The following is a 20238-nucleotide window of genomic DNA, read 5'->3' as shown; positions in this document are numbered from 1 at the left end:
TAACTTACGTATTTGGGTTTAAACAAACATGAAATTACGAAACTCGGTATTTATTGCTATCTTTGCTACCGCTTTAATCAGCACTATTTTTCTACTTCTGTTACAACAAATTAGGTTTAGTTATGCGTTTAACGAGTACATGAGCAAAAGTCGAACAGAGCGAATTGAAAAACTGCACCTGAGATTAACAGACGGTTTTGCGGAAACAGGTAACTGGCAATTTCTCACGGATCAGTTTGATACGGCAAATTCTGATAACAATACAGCAGATGAACAGAATTTAGAACGACTAAACAAATGGTTGCTATGGTTCGATTTTCCTCGTGGCGTCGCAATATTAGACGCAAACAATGCCGAGCTAATTGGCGAGTTTGAATCAAACATGCAATTAACCGCTATTTTCCATCAAAACGAAGAGGTTGGCTTTCTTGCGGTAAAAGATAACAGTGAGGTCAAAGCTGAGCTCGATAGCCACTTTGTTAAGCAGCAGATCAGAAGTCTCATTTTCATTACACTTCTAACCCTGCTTACCGCGTTGTTATCAGCTTATTTCTTTTCCCGTAAGCTCACCAGACCGATTTCCGATATCGCCAATGTATTGAACAATCTTCGTAAAGGCGACTTTTCAACGCGTAGTGAATACAAACATAGCAATGAACTTGGCCAGTTATCCTCCGATGTAAACTATTTAGCCAATACACTTGAGCAAAACCGAGATTCTCGTCAACGCTGGATAACGGATATATCCCACGAATTACGTACACCCATTACCATTATGATGGGTGAACTGGAATGCTTGGAAGATGGACTCACGCCTTTTGACAGCAAGGCCGTGACCTCGTTGAAAGAGGAAGTCTCAGGGCTTAATAAGCTGGTGGCGGATTTACACCAATTAACTATAGCGGAGCAGGGCGAATTACGCTTGGAGTGCCAACCAAACAACATCAGCGAAATGGTTCAAAAATGTCTGCAAAAGTACCAACCTATTTTTACCGAAAGAGACATAACCACGACTAATCAACTGCCAAGCTCGTTAATAGCTCACGTCGATAAAACTCGATTGCAACAAGTGTTGGTTAACCTATTTGAAAATTGCGCCCGTTATACCGACATAGCGGGTGACATTCGAATCTCCGCAAGCCAAGACAATCAATTTGTCACCTTGGTGATTGAAAATACCGCTCCAGAAATATCGGAAGAATCTCTGCCTAAATTGTTCGACCGACTCTATCGTGTCGATGAATCCCGCAATAAATTCTCTGGTGGCAGTGGTCTTGGCTTAGCTATCTGCACTGCGATAGTTGAAGCTCATGGGGGCAAGATCCGCGCTACCTATTCATCACTCAACGGTTTGGCGGTCTCTATGACATTACCCGTAAGTTCAATTATTTAATTCAGAGGGTACATTTGAACATGACGAACAAAATTTTAATTGTTGAAGACGACGAAAAAATTGCAACAATATTGGCAAAATACGCACAAGGTTCTGGTTACAACCACCACATCATAAATGATGGCGCAGAGGTGATAAGTTGGGTCAAAGCAAACGAGCCTGATGCGATATTGTTAGACATCATGCTGCCAAACGTCTCTGGCACTGAATTGTGCAAACAAATAAGAGAATTTAGCGAAGTGCCGGTTTTAATGGCCACCGCAAAAGTGGAAGAAATCGACCGACTGTTAGGTTTAGAAATTGGTGCAGACGACTACATCTGTAAACCATTCAGCCCAAAAGAAGTCATGGCGCGGATCAAAACCATATTAAGACGTGTTCCGACTAAAGCACCCGACTCGTTATTTCAGCTGGACGTAGTCAGCCAGCGAGCTAAATTGCAAAATATTGAATTACCGTTAACGCCAGTCGAATTCCGTATTCTACATGCGTTTACGTCTAAACCTGACAACGTATGGAATCGTGAGCAACTACTCAATAAAATGTACGACGATTACCGAGAAGTAAGCGACAGAACCGTCGACAGCCACGTTGCTAACTTACGCAAAAAACTTCTTGCTAGCCAACTAAAACACGACTTTATCGGCTCGGTTTATGGAGTAGGTTATCGGTTTGTGCTGCCGTAATACTGCACTGCTACAACAACTTTAAACTAAGTAAATAATTTCAATAACTAAGACACCCACCAATAACTAACACCAATAACTAAGACACCCACAATTGTGGGTACAGATTCCCTCTACAAAACAATAACTAAGACATCCACAATTGTGGGTATAGACTTCCTCTACTAGGCTTTCGTTAAAGCTGAAGAGGGGAGTTTGTTATGCCGACACCAAGAAAGGCGCTAGTTAGTATGGAGGATACGCGATAGTACTGGGGTCAGAGAAATAACCAAGACACCCATTGTTAAATCTAACTTATTTGTTGTTTTCGGGATATGTGTGTTCGTCACAAGTCTGTGATGAATGGGTGGGGAAGATTGATTTAAATCCATTGCTTGTGTAAATCATTAATGGAGTGCTTACTCTTTGCACCTTGGGTACGTGGAGCTGCTTTCTTCCCTGATTGGTTTAACTCTTTATTAAGCGATTACTAATGTCTGTTAATGTAATAACTTAGAGTCTTACCTGCATTCCCTAATAGGCTGGATAATACCTTACATATTCTATGGTATTCAATATGCATTGATCTAGTTCGCTGAAATATAAGGAGTTTGACTGACTTTTATAGGTAGTTGGTGGGAACTGCTAGTTGAATGGATTTAGTCAGTTTTTCTCTCTGCTCCTCTCCGTGTTCCTCCGTGGTGAATCGCTTCTCTTTTTGTTAACTCATCGGTGTGAGTTGGCCATATTTCTTAATGGGGAATAACTAAAACCCCCACAATTGTGGATGCAGACTTCCTTCTGTCGCGTTCAACCTTGCAGTGCAACAAATTATTATGGATGTTTTAGTTATCTTTATTGGCTATCTTTTGTTGCTAGTAGGAATAAGAAGCTCTGCCTCAATATGGCAAGAAATCACTCGTGAATACAAAATACCAAAGCACTGCTGAAATAGCAGTGAAAAACAGTCCTGTACTTAAGTAGATGTATCGACCAAAGACACTGTTTTTTCTCGCAAGGGTCGGTTTATGTATGGGTACCCACATTTCAACAGGCTTTCCTGCTTTGTATCCTAATAACCTCAACATCAGGCCATTCATTGAAATCACATGCTCGACAAGATACCCGCGACCTTGAAATCGAAAATAAAAGACACTGCTAAAACTCACCGTGCGCTCTTCCCGAATTGAGTCTTCGTGCACTTTCTCGTAGTGCTCAATATGTGTAAAGCCCGCTATCTCACCCTGAACTATTTTATATTGCCACTGAGCTTGTTTAAGGTGTTTATGCACCATCAGTATTCCAGCTAATCCCACAATCCCCGCAAACCAAGCTGTGAGAATTTGTCCGCCATTGTCAGAGAAAATGGCGGCGGCAATGGCTACAGGAATGGTTCCTATGGTTAAGCCAAACTTAATCAGGCCTTTCTTTTCATCTGGCGTGATTTTCAAAGCATTAGAATCTGAGCTATTTTTCTCTTTGTCTAGCTCTTTCTTCGAATTGCGCTGTTTATCTCTGTTCATTTAAACCAGACTACCTTGTTATGACTAACTTGCCGTTAATAAGTGAGAAATAAGGATTATATGTTTTAATTCTATCGTTATATTCGACGCGAAGAGGAGAGTCACCATCCATGTCTTCAAATCTTACTAATCGTCCTTTGTTGTATGTTTTTAACTCATATTCATCCCACCTGATGGGGATAATTGACTTATCTGAAGACAACATTTCTTTCACTGAAAGAGTATCCCACCACTCGTCAGGGCTCATACCTTCAGTTTGTGCCATCTCTTGATTGGAGATTTGAGACTCATGTTTGATAATGTCTAAATCCTCGTTTTTAAACAAAAGCCAAATATCGAGATACTTATCTTTTAGTTTTTGTACGTTCTCTTTCGTATCAACAAAAGAAGTTGCAGTTGTCCACTTCCACTGAGGAATGCCTTTAGCTTCAAATGTTCTTTGCACCTCATAAAGGTAAGAATCATGCATGAAATCTTCTTTGACCGGGCCTACATGATTGTTTCCAGAATATTCAGGTGTGCTCCTTCCCGTAGGTTGTAATTTGTCGTCCGCTGTCGCGATAACGCTGGCTATATTGTAGCGATTTTTCTTAGAATTCGCGGATATCAGTAGTTCGCAGCTTGAATCTAGCTCTAAATCAAGATTATCAGGAGCTTCTAGAGCGACCATTTGTACTGACATGGAGTTTGTTCCATTCTCTATGATACTAGTAATGTTAAAGCCCGTAGAAATTGTCCCTGAGCTGGTAAATGTATTCCTTGAAGTTGGAACTCCATTAACCGTTGAAAAGCAGTAGCTTTTGTTTGTGTTGAATGCAGCTAGGTATCTTAACTCTTCCATTTTAACCTCTTGATTGGCGACTGTGTTGTTGAAAAGTGCTAGGACGCCAGTGAAGAGCAAACTCTTGAAAATCATATGTTATGTTTTCTCCGCTCTATCCTTAGTTGCGACAAATTATTATGGATGTCTTAGTTATTCTTTACTCGATACGGGGAGAATTTTATCTCCAATTTTTCACAGTTACCCCATGTTTTTTGGACTAGGTCCTGATTTACACTAGCATCTGTACCTGTGACTTTAGAACGACTCAAAATGTTCTCATTTGTATCTGTTTGATAGCCCAGCCGGCGGGCTGACCCTTGCATCATAGAAACATTAGCCAGCCATTGTTAATCAATAACATACCAGTGTTACGCCAAGTCACTCAATACCTTATCTCGTTTATATCTCTGATAATGGTTTAGTTAACTATATTGAAAAGAATTTTGAGTATTAATAACTGGGTGGCTGCGAGTGTTGGAGTCAGGTTAAGCTTTGCTCCCTATTTCTGGCTTGGTCTTCCTCGTTTGGCCTCATAGAGTATCTAGTTAGTGCTTCAATCTCATGTTTAAATTTATCATTTCCATAGTCATGCCTTCTTTGGCATGCTCCAGCTCTTCTCCGTGTCCTCTGTGGTGGATCGTTTCTCTTTTTGTAAACTCATCGGTGTGAGTTGGCCATATCTCTTAATGGCATTGTAAATCTTGAAGGATATAAGGGGCTGCTTATTGTCTACTCATAATGTTAATGTTAGGTTGCTCGAAAGTAGTCATCAGTGGTGCCTCATTGAGGCGTTAAGTACAATCATTACGTTGAGAATTGATATGAATAAGCCTGCACAAATATTATTAGACCGTCTTGCCATTACTGGCTCTGCATTATGTGCATTGCACTGTATAGCGGGGCCAATGTTATTAGTCTTGTTTCCGTCACTGCTTGCGCTTCCTGTCGATGACCATTTTTATCATATTCTCATGGTGTGGTTTGTTATCCCGACAAGCTCTATTGCTGTATTACTTGGCTGCACACGACATAAAGATCCTATGGTATTAGTGTTAGCTTTCTTCGGCATCATCGGGCTTGGCATCACTGCGATTTATGGACATGATTTGTTAGGTGAAACCGGAGAGAAACTAGCGACACTCGCTGCCAGCTTCCTTTTGGTTTTTGCCCACTGGCGTAATTACTCACTTTGCCGTAATGACTCATGCAAATAGCGAGATTCATCATTAACTCAGTTAGGTAAAACGCACCCTTAATTGGTGCGTTTGTTCTCCTCTCCGTGTTCCTCTGTGACCTCCGTGGTGGACTGCTTTTTAGCTGTTTCTACTAAGTCTCTTTTGCTCCTCTGGGTGTCGCTGAGTAGCTCTCTCTGTTTGTAAGAAAAAACGCGCCACTAGGCGCGTTTGTGAGTTTTTGACCGTTTTAAAATTAGTTAGCTACATTCAACCCTGAAACGGTTTTAGCTACATTTTCTGCGCCTACTCGTATCTCTTCCATTACTGCTGAGGCTTGTGAAATCTGCTGTTTACCTTTATCGGCACTTTCAGAAACACTGGACATTTTGCCCGTAGCCTCAGTAGTTAGCTCTCGGTTTTTCTTCACTACATCAGCAATTTCTGCGGTCGATTGGCTAGTTCGCGCCGCAAGTTGCCTGACTTCGTCAGCCACAACGGCAAACCCTCGACCTTGATCGCCCGCTCGCGCCGCTTCGATGGCTGCATTAAGTGCCAACAGATTGGTTTGATCTGCGATGTCACTGATGGTCGAGACGATAGCTTCAATGCTTTTTGACTGTTCATTCAGTTGAGAAATAGACGATGAGGTTTCAACTACTTGATCCGAAATAGACTCAGAAGTCGACACGGTAGACTCCAGCACGTCGGCACCTTTTGTCGCTATCTCTGCGGTTTTCACTGATGTCGAATATGCGACTTCTGCTGCTTCACGAATAGCTCGCTCTTGCTCAACTTTTTCGGTGATGTTGGTGGCAAACTTTACGACCCGAACCACTTTGCCTGATTCGTCAAAGACTGGATTGTAAGTGGCACGAAGCCAAAGTACGCGACCGGTGCTGTCTTTTCGTTCAAATTGGCCAGCCTTAAAGTCGCCGGATGCGAGTTCCGCCCAAAAATTGGGGTTTTCATGGTAGAAAGAGTCTGGGCAAAACATGCGATGATGCTTGCCTTTAATTTGCTCTAAGTTATAGCCAACTGCGCCAAGAAAATTACTGTTGGCTTTAAGAATTGTGCCATCAGGATTAAACTCTATAACTGCCATTGATTTATCCAAGGCAATAAAAACGGCTTCTTGTTCGTCAAGTTTGGCTTTTTTCTCAGTGACTTCAGCCGCAATTTTCATCACTTCAGTGATTGTTCCGTTTTTCTTGATTGGGAAGTAAGTTGCTTCAAGCCACAACCTGTCACCATTAATGTCATTTCTGGGAAAGGTGCCAGATATGACTTCACCACTTCTCAAACGCTCCCAGAATTTTTGGTATTCACTAGTTTGAGCATAATCTGAGTCACAAAGCTCTCGATGATGCTTTCCTTTTAGGGCATCCAAAGAAAAGCCAACCACATCTAAAAAGAGCAAGTTTGCGTCTTTTACTATGCCTTCTGGAGTGAAGAGAATGGTAGCAACACTGTTATTAATAGCATCAATAACTGCCTGATTGCGAGTCATAGCGTTCTGGCAGGCCTTGAGTTCTTTTTTTAGTTTATCGTTAAACATGAACAATAATCCTTATCAGGCTCAATTTTCGGCGCTGATACTCATATGGTGAAATATAGAAGCGGTACAATAAAAAGTACTACCTATATTCTTTAGTAGATAAAATACTAATTAGTCCAATTAATTAGCAAAAAATATTCATAATGACTCATGGGATGTGACTAAGGGGAGATATATATATCCTCGAGTAGCCTAGTTAATTCACCTTGGGATTGCGGTGGGGTACTCCTTAACAGCCCTTGTTGTTGCAAAAGCCCTATAAGCTTAATTGGTACTGTTTCTAAGTCACCTACAATCTCCACATGACCTGCTTTAACCACCTGCGATGTAGTAACCGCTTGTGAGTCTACAACTCTCTGATTTTGTTCATCGAGACTAAAGACAAAATCATCTTCAATACATGTGCCTTGATTATTGTGGACACGACAGGTGTTCGCTTCGTCTGTGATTATCTTAAAATGTCTATTGACCGAGGACTGCAGGTTTCCAGGTCTTGATATAAAATCTGAATTGGCTGTAATGTCTCGATATTTTCTGCCAGTGATCAACTGACAAATGGGCTTAGTGAGCCCTAAAGATAACCATGCCAAGGTTGTTGAGCCACAATGGTCGGCAGCTTCAATACCACCAAAGGGGGTTGATATCGTCACTAGATCTATCTCAATATCCCCAACAGCTGTACTATCTGAGGGCTCATCTATCAATGCTCGGCGAGCAATCAGTCCGCCTTGACTGTGGCCAATCACCACGATTTTAGGTTGCTGAAGCACTGAGGAGAGCTCTTTAAGTGCCTTCGCCAGTGCAGCAGCGCCACTTGTTAGTCGTTCACGATCATCATAGTTGAAACAAACTGTCTGCTGACCATGAAAGGCATACACATCAGCCAGCTTGCGAAACATGCCGGCTGAAGCAAAACAGCCATGGACTATCACTGTTACAGGTTCTTGAGAGTTCAGGTTTAGTTGGTCACTGTCCTTAGAGGTGCAATTACTTAGTGAGGAAATACGCGTGGTGACATCTGGATTGGGCAATCTGTTGATATTACTTAATGGTAAATCACTGAACTTTGTTTTGTTGGGCGCACAGGCTCCTACCAAGAGGTAGATAGCAATTAACATGTGGACTTTCAATAACAGATTCATATTTAGGCTTCTTTTTAAAAGTTACCGAACACCAACAGAAGTCATCGTGTGTTTTCAAGCTGTAGTTCTAGCTCATCTACCAATTATAAATCAATGATATAGATAGAATAGCATAACAAAGCGGCTTGCATATCACTATGCAAGCCGCTTGTATTCATGTTAATAAGCTAAACGTCATCGTCAGCATATCTCTACTCGAACTTAGCCAATAAAGACCATAAACAGGTAGGCAGCTAGAATGATGGCAACCCAAAGCACCATATTGCCAGAGGGGTAGGTACTGGAGATAAAGCTTCCCGCTCCTTTGCTCTTGCGTGTTAACAGTTGCTGACCTTGGTTAAGCTTACCAAGGACTGCTTGACGCACTTCTCCATCCACTTTCCAGACCACCGCAAACATCCGCTGCAGGGCATTAGGGACTAGGCGTCTGTAGACCCAATCCACATCCAGATGAGTCGAGCGCAGCTCTGGCGGGTACATACCTTTTAGGTTCAACCAGACGAAGGCCAGTGCCGAGAACAGCAGTAACTGGGTCTGTGCGAGCACATGGGTCGCATCATAGGGGTTGTAACCAGTATCGTATGGCAGCAGTGAGTAGAGCGCCGCAGGGTAGATACCAATGCCGATACACAAACAAGCTGCAATGAACATGGCCAATACCATGTTGTTTGGCGGATCGTTGGCTCTAATCCCTGAATCATGGGCGAAAAATGCAAAGTAGGGGATCTTGATACCTGCATGGTGGAATACCCCTGCAGAGGCAAATAGCAGCATTAACCAAACCCAGTCATGACCAGTTTCAATGGCGGCAGTCATCACCATAGATTTACTGACAAAGCCGCTAAATAGTGGGAATGCCGAGATAGAGGCTGCGCCGACAATACACAGTATCGTGGTTTTGGGCATGGTCTTATAGAGGCCGCCGAGATCTGAGCCATTTATTCGACCTGTCATATGCAGCACTGCACCCATGCTCATAAACAGTAAGCCTTTAAAGATCACATCATTAAAGGCGTGAGATACCGCACCATTAAGTGCTAAGGCTGTACCAATACCGATCCCAACCACCATAAAGCCAACTTGGTTAATCAAGCTATAAGCCAGTACTCGACGAAGATCGTTTTCTATCACCGCAAAGAAGATGGGGAAGCAGGTCATAGCCGCGCCAATATAAACCAGCAGTTCCGTGCCGGGGTAGCCGCGAGCCAGAGCATAAACCGCCACCTTAGTGGTAAATGCACTGAGTAATACGGTACCGGTCGGTGTCGCTTCAGGGTAGGCATCGGTAAGCCAAGTGTGGGCAAAAGGAAAGGCGCACTTAATGCCAAAGGCGATAAAGATAAGCCAGCCAGCAATACCCTCTAGGCCGATAAAGTCGAAGGAGATACTGCCAGTGTCTGCAATATAAAACAGGGCTCCAACTAGCAGAATTACCCCTGAGAGCACCTGCATGATCAAATATCTCATACCTGCGCTGTAGGCTTGAGGGGTACGGCGAGCCCAAATTAGAAATACTGAGGTAAAGGCCAATAGTTCCCAGAATACAAACAGGGTAAGCAGATCACCCGCAAACACCGCACCTATGGCGCTGCCCGCATAGAGCATGGCCGCTACCTGCTGAACTGTGTCTTTAACGTGCAGTGAATAGATGATGGCAATAAAGGCGGCAATATGGAAAATATAGCCAAACATCAGGCTTAATTTGTCGGCGCGGTAGGGGACCAGTTGATAGTCTAAAAACATCAACTGTAAGTGGACGCCTTCAGGTACGGTCCACAGATGTAATCCACTGATAACTGGAATGGCAATCATCAATGCACCACGCAGCTTCCCGCGTGTTGTTGCAGCAATTAGTCCGCCAATTAAAAACAGTACAAAGGGCGGTAGCTCAAGCATCCACATTGCGGTCACCTATATCCTTTTTAGCATCAGTTGCATGGCCGCTTACAGCGTCATCATCTGAAGTTGGGGTTGAGTGGTTGTTGTCATCGGCTTCAGGCTCATCATAATAGCCTTCTGGGCGCATCAGAAAGGTGCGCATCCAGCTGGCTATCAATACCAAGATGACACAGCCGACAAAGCCATAGATAGGATAAAAAATAGGTAGATTTTCCCAGCTATGGTAGACATGGCGGTGGATGACGAAATCAAGTATCACAAGCAATGTGCAGCAGGCGTACAACAGATATAAAACACGCTGGATATTTTTGGGATTATCAAAAAGGTACTGCTTCTCATTGTCCATGGCTGACTCCAGATACAGTCAAGATAGCTTTTGCTAATTCATAAAAGGGCTGTGGATAGATGAACATAGTTAAGCAGCCTAAGGTGGTGATGGTTAATGCAATCAATGACGGTAACGGTGCCTCTTTAATACCGCCGCTTGATGCTGCTGGGTGATCCTTACCTGGGAAAAAGGCGTGGTAAGGAATGGGCAGTAGGTAGGCGATATTAAGTAAAGAACTGAGCATCAGTGTGACCATGATGAACCAATAACCGGTTTCTACAGTGCCCATTAACAGGAACCATTTACTCCATGTGCCGCCAGCTGGTGGAACGCCAATAATGCTTAGGCTAGCAATGAAAAATGCAGCCATAGTGATCGGCATCGCAAAGCCTAAGCCGCGCATCTCACTGATCTTTGATTTATGACTGGCCACCAAAATCGCGCCAGCACAAAAGAACAGAGTAATTTTGCCAAATGCGTGGGAGGCGATATGCATAGAGCTGCCGATAACGCCCGATGAGGTCGCTAGCAGCGCACCGATGGTGATATAGCCAAGTTGGCTCACCGTCGAGTAGGCTAATCTGGCTTTTAAGTTGTCTTGTCGCATGGCCACAATAGAGGCTAATAGCACCGAAATGGCTGCTAAATATAGTAAAAACTCAGTGGTGGGTAACTTAGGCAGTAGGTCGAGTCCAAAAATGAAGATACAGACCTTAAGTACCGTAAATACCCCTGCCTTTACTACCGCCACGGCATGGAGCAGGGCACTGACCGGTGTTGGTGCCACCATCGCAGCTGGTAACCAACGATGAAATGGCATTATTGCCGCTTTTCCTATACCAAATACAAACAGTACTAAGATAGCGCCTGCGACTGTGGTATTGACATTGTCATCAAACACACCGCCCGCTTTAAATTCAAGGCTACCGCTGACAAACCAGGTCAAGATGATGGCCAGTAGGAAAAAAGCGATAGAAGTGCTGAGTAAGATACCCAGATAGACCCTGCCACCTTGCTTAGCTTTTTCGGTACCCGCGTGGGTAACCAGCGGGTAGGTTGATAGCGTTATCACTTCGTAAAAGATGAACAGGGTAAATAAGTTCGCCGAAAAGGCGAGCCCCATTACTGCACTAATCGCCAACGCAAAACAGATGTAAAAACGGGTTTGGTTCTCTTCTCCATGCCCACGCATATAGCCGATGGCGTAAATGGTGGTGATAAGCCACAGAAAGCTGGCAATAAGTGCGAACAACATACCCAGTGGTTCAACAACAAAGCTTATCTCTAAACCGGGCATAAGTGCCCACCATGAGACGCTAATGCTGGCTCCGGCATTGAGTGCTTGGTAGAGATTGACCACGCAGTAAAGCACCGCCAGACTGGTACTTATGGTGACCGCTTCACGAAGATTAGGTTTCTGTCCCGTTACTGCTATTGCAAAGGTTGCCAGCAGCGGCAATAGGATAGTTAGCTGTAACATCAGCGCCAAAGAAAGATTCATGGGTTAATTCCAAACAAACTTTGAGAAGCCGCCTGTGCGACCTGCACACTCAGACGAGTATCGATACCAAAATAGATGTTAGCGATAACGAGGAGCCAAATAGGGCCAAGGAAGGTCCAAGGTGCTTCTTTGACCGCTTCACGCCCTGGAAGTGGTGGCCTAAAATAGGCAGTTTCCACAATACGCCAGATATACACAATCGCCAGTAGTGACCCTAATAGAATCAGTACAGCCACAGGCCACATGCCTGCTTCGACGCTGGCGATAAGCAGATACCATTTACTGACAAAGCCTACGGTTAATGGCACACCAATCAGACTCAACCCGCCGATAACAATGGCTGACATGGTCAATGGCATCTGTCGTCCCAGCCCTTGGAATTGACTGAGCTGCACGCTGCCGATGCGGTACATTACTGCGCCTAACGCTAAGAAGAGCGCCCCCTTCATTAAGGCGTGGTTAAACAGGTGCAGTAAGCTTGCCATTACCCCAGTGCTGGTATTGATGGAGTAACCGATAATCATATAGCCCACTTGAGCGATACTCGAGTAGGCCAAGATATGCTTAACATTTTGCTGATATATCGCGGTGATAGAGGCGGCAAATACCCCCATAAGACCTAGCACCATCAAAATGCTCTGCAGGGGCAGGGTGGTGAATGAGAAAGAGATGCCGAATACGGTAAAGGTAAAGCGGATCAGCAGATACACCGCCACCTTAGTTGCGGTGGCCGCTAAAAATGCGGTTACGATTGAAGGCGCATAGGCATAAGCATTGGGCAACCACAGGTGAAGTGGGAACAGTGCCAGCTTTAAGCAGATCCCGACGATTAAGAAGGCAAATGCTGCAAATACCGTGCGGGTGTGGCCAACATCGACTAGTCGAGTGGCCAAATCGCTCATGTTGAGCGTGCCAGTCATCTGGTAGAGCATGCCGATACCAATCAGAATAAAGGTGGCACCAATGGTGCCCATTATCAGGTATTGGTAGGCAGCCCATAATGCTCGTCTGTCTCTGCCTAAGGCGATTAAGGCATAGGCAGATAGTGAAGATATCTCTAAAAATACGAATACGTTAAATGCATCACCAGTCGCCACAATGCCGAACATGCCGGTTAAGGACAACAGATAGAGACTGTAAAATAGGGTATGACGGTCTTCATCTAACTCTTTTTGGATGCTTGTTTGAGCAGCAAACAACACCACAGTGCCTATGGTGGAGATGATGAGCAGTAAGAAGGCGTTAAGTTGATCGATACGATACTCTATTCCCCAAGGTGCCTCCCAGCCACCTAACTCATAGATAATAGGGCCAGATTTCATGACCTCTATCAGTAACAGTATGCTGTTGACACTGGTGGCAGCACAGACCAATAAGGCAAACATCCACACTAGCTTCGAGCGATTTAAAAACCAGCATAACGGCGCAGCCATTAGTGGTAGCACGACTTGCAAAATAGGTAGGTGAGCTAACACTATGATTTATCCTCGTTAAGCTGATCCTGTCTTTGGATCTCATCCTCTTCTACACTGCCGTAGGATTCTTTGATTCTGACGGCCAGTGCCAGTCCAAGTGCGGTGGTGGCTATCCCCACCACAATGGCAGTTAGGATCAATACATGGGGTAGCGGGTTAGAGTAATCACTAATCCCCTCTGCCAAAATCGGTGCGCTGCCGCGCTCGACCATGCCGACACTGATATAAAAAATAAACACTGAGGTTTGAAAAATAGTCAGTCCGACTAGTTTCTTTATCAAATTTCCGTGGGCGATAACGATATAAAAACCAATCATCATCAAGAGTACTACGATCCAATAGTTATAGAGTCCGAGAAACATCATGCTCCCCTTTTTGTTCTGTGCAGTGTTGCTGTGCTTGTCTGCGACCATCAAAGTTAAAAAAGATACTCAACATCACTGCTGCGACTGTAATACCTACCCCTAATTCAATCAGCAAGATCCCTATATGTTGACCTGCAACTGGGTCATCAGCCAGCACGTTATAATCTAAGAAGTTGGCGCCATTGAGCATGGATACCACCCCAACGCAGGCGTAGATCAGCAATCCAACCGCTGCGAGCAGCTGGATTATCGACGGGTTAAACACCTTCTTAGCGGTTTCTAAACCAAATAACATGGTGTAGAGAATAATCGCTGCTGCGAATATCACACCGGCCTGGAAGCCGCCACCGGGACCGAAGTCGCCATGAAATTGCACATAGAGAGCAAACAGCAAGATGAAAGGAATAAGAACCTTGCTTACAATACGAAGCACCATATGGCGCTCATGCATCTGCTCTACCGTTGCCTCATCAGATTTGACGGCCCTGCGGCGACGAGGCAGTGACAGCAAAGAGAGCACACCTATACCTGCGGTAAAGATAACCGCCACTTCCCCTAAAGTATCGAATGCACGATAACTGCCTAAAACCGCAGTAACAATATTGGGGACACCAACCTCCTCCATTGATTGATGAATATAGCGAGGTGCAACATGTTGATGAACTGGGGCGTCAACGGCACCAAAATAGGGCATATCCATGGTGCCGTAGATCAGCATACTGCCAGTGACGAGTACTACAAAGAGTGCAAGAAATGGTTTATGACGTCTAGGAGCTTCTTTTCGCCCTGTCATGGTTATGGCCGTCAGCATCAACAAACCAGATATTCCAGCCCCAACAGAGGCTTCGGTAAAGGCAACATCTACCGCATCAAGTACCACAAAGAAGTTGGCAGAGAGTAAGCCATAGATCCCGGTTAACATGACGACCGCTAATAGATCTCTAGTGCGGACAATTGCGATGGCTATGACCACCAGAAAGGTTAACAGTACGATATCAACTAAAGTTTCGATGGCTTGTCCCCTCCTTTATTTGTCCCCTTATCTTCTTGCGGTGACAGGCCATTATGCAGTGCGGCTTTAGCTAATGCATGGCTAGCTGACGGATTGATAAATAGGGTGAACAGTAAAATTAGTATTAGTTTAATGAGTACTAAACCGTCGGGACTTTGCAGCATTAATCCTAATAACACTAAGCCTGCACCTAAGGTATCTGTGATGCTCACTGCGTGCATGCGGGTGTAAAAGTCAGGAAAACGTAAAATCCCTATACCACCTGAAAAGCAGAGGAAGCAGCCAATAAGTAGGCAAAGTCCACTGCTGATTTCGAGAAAGAGGTTCATTCCTCACCCTCCTTGGTTGATTGGCGTTCATAGGGGGTAACCTTGAACTCGGCGGAGTCAGAAAAGCGCAATACGCCTACGACACTGATAAAATTAATCAGGGCATAGACGAGCGCGATGTCGAGGAACTCTGGTCGTCCCATTAAAAAGCCTAATACTGAGATCAGCAGTACCGTTTTGGTACCAAACATGTTGAAGGCTAATATGCGATCGTACAGAGTCGGGCCGATGATGCAGCGAGCAATAGCTAGCAACATAACGACGAGAATTGCAATTGTGGCGGCAGCTAACATTATTTTTCCAATTCAGTTACTCGGCTATCCATCTCGCCGGCTTTTAAAGTATCGATATTTTCTTTGATCAATGAGTGTATGGTCATTCGGTCATCTACTAAATCCACAGTGACTGTCCCCGGCGTTAAGGTGATGGAGTTGGCGTAAATAACCTTGCCCAGATCTGTGTGTTGACTGGCATCTATCGTTTCAAGGGTGGGGGAGATGCTGCTATTACCAAGCCAGATGTGCTTGACCACAGAGATATTTGCAAGGACTATCTCTTTGGTTAGCCATAGCAGGTAGCCTGGAATTTTTATTGAAAGGTGAATTGGCTGAGACTCATGGTCGATTACGTTCATCCTGTATGCAATATAGATAACGAGCAGGATAGAAGAGGCTCCGAGTGACAGCAGAAGTAGGTTGCCGTAATTTGAGTTTATCCACCAAAAGAGAGACAGGGTTACACTGAGACTTAGTGTATGGCTCGGTAAATACTTCGCTCTCTCTTCGAACGTTGATTTATCATCATTCATTGTCATTTTCTCACTTTTACTCATGAGTTATTGGGTTGACTAGGGCTGATACATGGCTTCGCTATTAAATTGAATACTTATATTCTGTTGGTTACGAACATGGTAGTTCCACGCCGAGTGCATCTGAAATCTGTGTGTGTAGTGCTTCCATCGACTCGATAGGGGGCGAAAAATGCTCAATGAGGCGCTGGGTTAACTGTTCAATATTTTTATCTTTAGGTAAGCATAATTGGATCGGTTGCTCTTCCGAAGTCTGCTTGCCCACTCTAGTTCGATAGGCTCTATCGAGAAACTCACCTGATGTTTCACGCACGATAAAAGTTGATTTTGTGCTTAGGGAACCAGCTAGAAATCCTCTGACGTAGTAAACACAAGGGGCAGCTGTGAGCTCTTTAGTTGTATTGTTAAGCGATGTACAAGATTCAAGTACAACTCTTTCTTCATTGGTCAGATCTGTTGGGGCAGCAAGTAAGGAAAAGGGTAAAACTAATGTTAGTACTAGTAATATTTGGCTGCTTTTCATTTTAACCCCTTGTTATAATTTGACTTATCCGATTGTCATAACTGTATCTAAAGCAAAATAGTTATATGTTATTGGCAAGCATAATCTCTTTATTGTTATTTTTTATGCTGATACACACCTAAACTTCTAGATATTGACTCTGATGGATCTTCAGCTGCCTGTATAGCTAATTGTTACCTGATCATAGAATTAACATACTATGAGCTTAGCTATTTTTCCTACTAATATACTAATAACTCGTATATTAATTGTTCGGCATCCTTTCTCTTCGATTTTTACCAGTTAAGAGTAAATGGCTAGTTAGTGTAAACTCGGATATTCTTACTCTATACCTCGGAAATAACGAGGTGTAGCCTCAAGATGTTGTTTATTATAGTTTAAGTTTCTTTTTTTTGTGTTTTTTTGTGCGAAGTTAGGGTTAATTAAGTTTGCATTTATGTTAATCCAGTCTTTTTTGGCTGTTTTTAAGTTAGTTTACGCTGTTGCGTTAGCATACCTGTTCTAATGACCCTTTCAGTGGTCCTCCATGTGTAAACAATGCCGCTGTTTAATAGCGAGTTCCTTGGTGCTATGTCATTGTTGTGGTTGCATCTGTGGTTGTTAAGTCGCAGACTCTAACGTTATCTTGAGTGTGAGAAGCAGTTCAAGGTTTACGTTTTACGACAAAGCAAAGGAAAAGAGTGATATGCAGGAAGATCTTCCCATTACGATAGCGGCCGATGGCCAATTCTCAAGTGCGCTTAAGCCCCTGTTGATGAAGCTGGAGATGTGGATCAATTTTCAAGCGCTAAAAGCGGATTGGTACGGTAATGAAGATTTTATCCTCTCTTTTGATTTTACTTTGGTCAGGTCATTGGATGAGAAAGTACAACAGATCACAGCTACTGGAGCGGATAGTAATGAAAGTGCTGAGAGTTGGGTCGTGAAGCAGGGTTATGCGTATCACTATCAGAGCAGCCATTTAATGACGATTGCCTTTATAGCGGTTGATGATCTGCTTGAGGATGGTGTTGGCATTGAACAGGCGATAAAAGACAGAATGACGAGTGTTGCCAATGTGGTAGCGAGCCAACATGGTTTACTGGCTTTGTCTTAGATATTTATGTACAGCCTTAATTTGTAGCTTACTTAGCCTTTATCGCTTTGATGCGATGTACTGAGTGGGTAAGTTTGTTTAGCCACTGCGTTAACAGGTAACCACAAGCCGTAACATTCCCTTGGCTTGATTTAGGCCATAACGTTTCGTTAAGCAATAAGTATACGAAATGAAAAAGGACGCCACTTGGGCGTCCTTCTTTATGTTCAAGACTGAATTTATTTGCCGACCTGCATCCAGTCGACTTTAACGCCTGATTGGTCGAACATATCTTGGCTAATCTTTATTTTGTCACCCCAGCGTGACAGGAAGTCTTCGCTAGGTTGTGGACTGTGTACTGTTGTCAATCCTGTTTGGATGATCTTAGCTGCACAGTTAGGGCAGGGAAAGTGAGTCACCCAAATTTCGCAGCCGCTGAGATCTCGCTTAGCATAAAGAATGGCGTTCTCCTCTGCGTGCAGGGTTTTGAGAAGCTTCATCTCTCGATTATCTGTTTCTGCACTATCGGAGATCCCGTGGGGGTAGCCGTTGAAGCCTAAAGAGACTATACGGTTATCTTCGGTGATCACCGCGCCCACTTGAGTTGAGGGGTCTTTACTCCAAGATGCTACGAGCTCAGCCATCTGTAGAAAACGTACGTCCCATTTTGTCATCATCTTTTACAGACTCCTGTTCTATGCCACTGAATAAATTGCGAACTAGAAGTTATTTTCTATTTAGAATAGTGATAAATCAACCTCTAGGTTTTATTTTAACTCTCGCTATGTTTTTATGATGGTTTGGAGTCAATTGTGATGGGCTATGGCTTAGGGAAGTAATCAACATTTGTGATTCTTGTTCTTGAGCATAAGCCGCGTATTGCCTACAATAGCGCACATTTTTTTATTCCAATTTCCAACTCTATATTTGGGGTCACACCATGAACGACACAACATCACAACCAACTTTACCGGATCGTCTTTCGGTTAATCCTCGTAGCCCACACCATGTGGCAGCAATTTTTGAACACGATATTGGCATTAAAGTGAACGGTAAAGAGCGCTTTGATGTTGAAGAGTATTGCATCAGTGAATCTTGGGTTAAAGTGCCATCATCTAAAGCGCTAGATCGTCGTGGCCAGCCACTTTTGATGACAATTAAAGGCACGGTTGAAGCCTTCTATCGTTAAAGATAGCTGCTATTAAGGCAGATATTGAAGGCGCCACTCATATCTTGGGTGGCCAGATATTCTATCTCAAATCACTACCTGCCACAGTTTGTTTTACCTGCTGCTTGTGAGATATGAGTGAGCATTATGGGCAAGCGGGAATTGTCACTGCCTGATGCTTATCATTTTCAATCACACCATTGATTACCTTGATATTAGTCCCGCATACATTTTTGGCTTTATCTGTGATGAGTATGCTTCGTGCGAAGGCGTTCTTACTGGTGATATTTTCAAGCTTCACTCCATCGACATTAAATAGTGCGATATTGTCGTCTCCGCTTGAGTCCAGTATGCAATTTCTGACTAAGATATTGGTTGCGGGCAGATCATTGGGCTGATTTAGTTGAATACCGCCGCCGCTGGCTGAAAGTATTGGCGTTTGATCAAAAATTGGTGCAGCTCTCACCATTCTACAGTTGCTGATGGTGATATCTTTAATGGCAACTTGATTGCCCGTTTTATCCTTTGTCCCCCTGATAATGCCTCTGGTACTGTGGGTCCATTTAATATTGTCCATAGTGAGTCGCTCTCCACCTTTAAAGCTATAGGGAAAGGCGGATTTTTTTGCTTTAATCGCAACATAGCTGCCTCTGGTATAGCCATTATCTGCTAAATCTTGATTAGCGTTGGCAAGGTGAAATCTCCACTGAAGGCCTTTAACGTGTTCAGGAGGATAGGCTGAACCACTGCGGTAACCGTATTTGACCTGCTTATTTGCTTGTTGAATAATTTTCGGATTGCTTTGGCTGTTGGTTGCACGTTTAAGGTAATGTCCCATATCGTGGTAACGCCAGAGAAAATCAGGTTTAGGGAAACCTTTGTGGATTTTGATAATGATCTCGCCAGGTGATGTACTGACCACTTCTCCCTGAGTCGCTGAGTAATGTTCACGGGTAAAGTGCAGCCCTTGCAGTGTTAGTCCTTGAGTCATTTTTCCGTATACGGCAATCTGTTCAAAGTCACTAAATACTAATGTTGTTTTACTGCGTCCCTTACCTTTGAAAAGTAGCTTTCCATTGTTTCCGGTTTCAAGGCCACTGAATACCAATGTCCCAGGCTCATTTTGATTGGAGGAGAGGTTAAACTCCCCTGCTGGTAAGCTTATAGTAGCGATACTGTTTTTGTTTTCAGCTATTTTAAGGTAGGCAATTGCCTCTTCAATAGTGCTGTTTAATGTCGAGGTGTTGATCTCTGCAGCATCCAAAGTCCATTGTTTATCGTTGGCTATCGAGGTTGTAGAGCAACCTACAAGCGTTAAGGTGATACTAAATATAGCAAGTTGTCTAAGTAGTTTTGTGGGAGTAAACATAAAGCCCTCCTTCATTGTTAGTGTGTAAACCCTTACCTGTTTTAAATATGCGCAACACCATTTTTATAGTGATATAAATATTATTAAAGTGGTTTTACACTTCTTTAAAC

The 20238-nt window shown here is 43.7% G+C and carries 20 protein-coding genes and 2 pseudogenes; 5 read left to right on the top strand and 17 right to left on the bottom strand.

What is annotated here, in order from left to right; genetic code table 11:
* The first annotated feature begins 28 nt into the window (after positions 1-28).
* Together SWOO_RS20340 and SWOO_RS20335 are read left to right on the top strand one after the other, a co-directional pair.
* Entirely contained in the window at positions 29-1393 is a 1365-nt protein-coding gene (locus tag SWOO_RS20340) for an ATP-binding protein (RefSeq protein WP_012326550.1), read from the top strand.
* Positions 1394-1413: 20 nt separating this feature from the next.
* The gene (locus SWOO_RS20335) at positions 1414-2079 is read left to right on the top strand and encodes a response regulator (protein ID WP_012326549.1); all 666 of its coding nucleotides are present in this window, start codon (positions 1414-1416) and stop codon (positions 2077-2079) included.
* An 878-nt stretch (positions 2080-2957) separates the two neighbouring features.
* Here the strand turns inward: SWOO_RS20335 and SWOO_RS20330 are convergent.
* Both SWOO_RS20330 and SWOO_RS20325 read right to left on the bottom strand, forming a co-directional pair.
* Positions 2958-3581 (bottom strand): hypothetical protein, encoded by a 624-nt coding sequence (locus SWOO_RS20330; RefSeq protein ID WP_012326548.1) that lies wholly within the window; start codon positions 3579-3581, stop codon positions 2958-2960.
* A 10-nt stretch (positions 3582-3591) separates the two neighbouring features.
* Entirely contained in the window at positions 3592-4422 is an 831-nt protein-coding gene (locus SWOO_RS20325; RefSeq protein WP_195742820.1) for a hypothetical protein, read from the bottom strand.
* 803 nt (positions 4423-5225) lie between these two features.
* Between SWOO_RS20325 and SWOO_RS20320 the strand changes: the two genes are divergently transcribed.
* Complete coding sequence (locus SWOO_RS20320) at positions 5226-5618, top strand: MerC domain-containing protein (protein WP_012326546.1); 393 nt, start codon at positions 5226-5228, stop codon at positions 5616-5618.
* Between the two features lie 214 nt (positions 5619-5832).
* On the opposite strand, the pseudogene SWOO_RS26535 reads toward SWOO_RS20320, so the two are convergent.
* The 13 genes and pseudogenes from SWOO_RS26535 to SWOO_RS20260 all read right to left on the bottom strand — a co-directional run.
* Positions 5833-6228, bottom strand: a pseudogene (locus SWOO_RS26535) (methyl-accepting chemotaxis protein); the annotation flags it as partial.
* 138 nt (positions 6229-6366) lie between these two features.
* A pseudogene (locus tag SWOO_RS26530) lies at positions 6367-7086 on the bottom strand (PAS domain-containing protein); the annotation flags it as partial.
* Between the two features lie 209 nt (positions 7087-7295).
* Positions 7296-8276: a lipase family alpha/beta hydrolase gene (locus tag SWOO_RS20310; protein WP_012326544.1), complete on the bottom strand. Its 981-nt coding sequence runs from the start codon at positions 8274-8276 to the stop codon at positions 7296-7298.
* A 201-nt stretch (positions 8277-8477) separates the two neighbouring features.
* Positions 8478-10178 carry a Na(+)/H(+) antiporter subunit D gene (locus SWOO_RS20305; protein WP_012326543.1) on the bottom strand — a complete coding sequence of 567 codons (1701 nt, stop codon included), beginning with the start codon at positions 10176-10178 and terminating at the stop codon, positions 8478-8480.
* Positions 10165-10521: a hypothetical protein gene (locus tag SWOO_RS20300; protein ID WP_012326542.1), complete on the bottom strand. Its 357-nt coding sequence runs from the start codon at positions 10519-10521 to the stop codon at positions 10165-10167. Before SWOO_RS20300 ends, SWOO_RS20305 begins: the two co-directional genes overlap by 14 nt.
* On the bottom strand, positions 10511-12004 hold the full coding sequence (locus tag SWOO_RS20295) for a monovalent cation/H+ antiporter subunit D family protein (RefSeq protein ID WP_012326541.1): 1494 nt from the start codon (positions 12002-12004) through the stop codon (positions 10511-10513). Before SWOO_RS20295 ends, SWOO_RS20300 begins: the two co-directional genes overlap by 11 nt.
* Positions 12001-13479 (bottom strand): monovalent cation/H+ antiporter subunit D family protein, encoded by a 1479-nt coding sequence (locus tag SWOO_RS20290; RefSeq protein ID WP_012326540.1) that lies wholly within the window; start codon positions 13477-13479, stop codon positions 12001-12003. The genes SWOO_RS20295 and SWOO_RS20290 overlap by 4 nt, the downstream gene beginning before the upstream one ends.
* Positions 13479-13841 (bottom strand): cation:proton antiporter subunit C, encoded by a 363-nt coding sequence (locus SWOO_RS20285; protein ID WP_012326539.1) that lies wholly within the window; start codon positions 13839-13841, stop codon positions 13479-13481. Before SWOO_RS20285 ends, SWOO_RS20290 begins: the two co-directional genes overlap by 1 nt.
* On the bottom strand, positions 13822-14817 hold the full coding sequence (locus SWOO_RS20280; protein WP_012326538.1) for a Na(+)/H(+) antiporter subunit B: 996 nt from the start codon (positions 14815-14817) through the stop codon (positions 13822-13824). Before SWOO_RS20280 ends, SWOO_RS20285 begins: the two co-directional genes overlap by 20 nt.
* 26 nt (positions 14818-14843) lie before the next feature.
* Positions 14844-15185 (bottom strand): monovalent cation/H(+) antiporter subunit G, encoded by a 342-nt coding sequence (gene mnhG, locus SWOO_RS20275; RefSeq protein ID WP_012326537.1) that lies wholly within the window; start codon positions 15183-15185, stop codon positions 14844-14846.
* Positions 15182-15478: a monovalent cation/H+ antiporter complex subunit F gene (locus SWOO_RS20270; protein WP_012326536.1), complete on the bottom strand. Its 297-nt coding sequence runs from the start codon at positions 15476-15478 to the stop codon at positions 15182-15184. The genes mnhG and SWOO_RS20270 overlap by 4 nt, the downstream gene beginning before the upstream one ends.
* Positions 15478-15999, bottom strand: a complete 522-nt coding sequence (locus SWOO_RS20265) for a Na+/H+ antiporter subunit E (protein ID WP_041417811.1) — start codon at positions 15997-15999, stop codon at positions 15478-15480. The genes SWOO_RS20270 and SWOO_RS20265 overlap by 1 nt, the downstream gene beginning before the upstream one ends.
* Positions 16000-16084: 85 nt before the next feature.
* On the bottom strand, positions 16085-16516 hold the full coding sequence (locus SWOO_RS20260; protein ID WP_012326534.1) for a hypothetical protein: 432 nt from the start codon (positions 16514-16516) through the stop codon (positions 16085-16087).
* A gap of 685 nt (positions 16517-17201) precedes the next feature.
* Here SWOO_RS20260 and SWOO_RS20255 point away from each other — a divergent pair.
* A complete protein-coding gene (locus tag SWOO_RS20255) occupies positions 17202-17612 on the top strand; it encodes a hypothetical protein (RefSeq protein ID WP_012326533.1) in 411 nt (136 codons plus the stop codon).
* Between the two features lie 218 nt (positions 17613-17830).
* On the opposite strand, the gene SWOO_RS20250 is transcribed toward SWOO_RS20255, so the two are convergent.
* Complete coding sequence (locus SWOO_RS20250) at positions 17831-18268, bottom strand: dCMP deaminase family protein (protein WP_012326532.1); 438 nt, start codon at positions 18266-18268, stop codon at positions 17831-17833.
* A 263-nt stretch (positions 18269-18531) separates the two neighbouring features.
* Between SWOO_RS20250 and SWOO_RS20245 the strand changes: the two genes are divergently transcribed.
* Positions 18532-18780: a DUF3297 family protein gene (locus tag SWOO_RS20245; protein ID WP_012326531.1), complete on the top strand. Its 249-nt coding sequence runs from the start codon at positions 18532-18534 to the stop codon at positions 18778-18780.
* Positions 18781-18904: 124 nt separating this feature from the next.
* Here the strand turns inward: SWOO_RS20245 and SWOO_RS20240 are convergent, their stop codons facing one another.
* On the bottom strand, positions 18905-20128 hold the full coding sequence (locus tag SWOO_RS20240) for a hypothetical protein (RefSeq protein WP_012326530.1): 1224 nt from the start codon (positions 20126-20128) through the stop codon (positions 18905-18907).
* Between the last annotated feature and the right edge of the window lie 110 nt (positions 20129-20238).

Source organism: Shewanella woodyi ATCC 51908 (genome assembly GCF_000019525.1).
Taxonomy (GTDB): Bacteria; Pseudomonadota; Gammaproteobacteria; order Enterobacterales; family Shewanellaceae; genus Shewanella; species Shewanella woodyi.
Note: the sequence above shows the minus strand (reverse complement) of the source record. Positions and strands in the feature narration are given on the sequence as shown.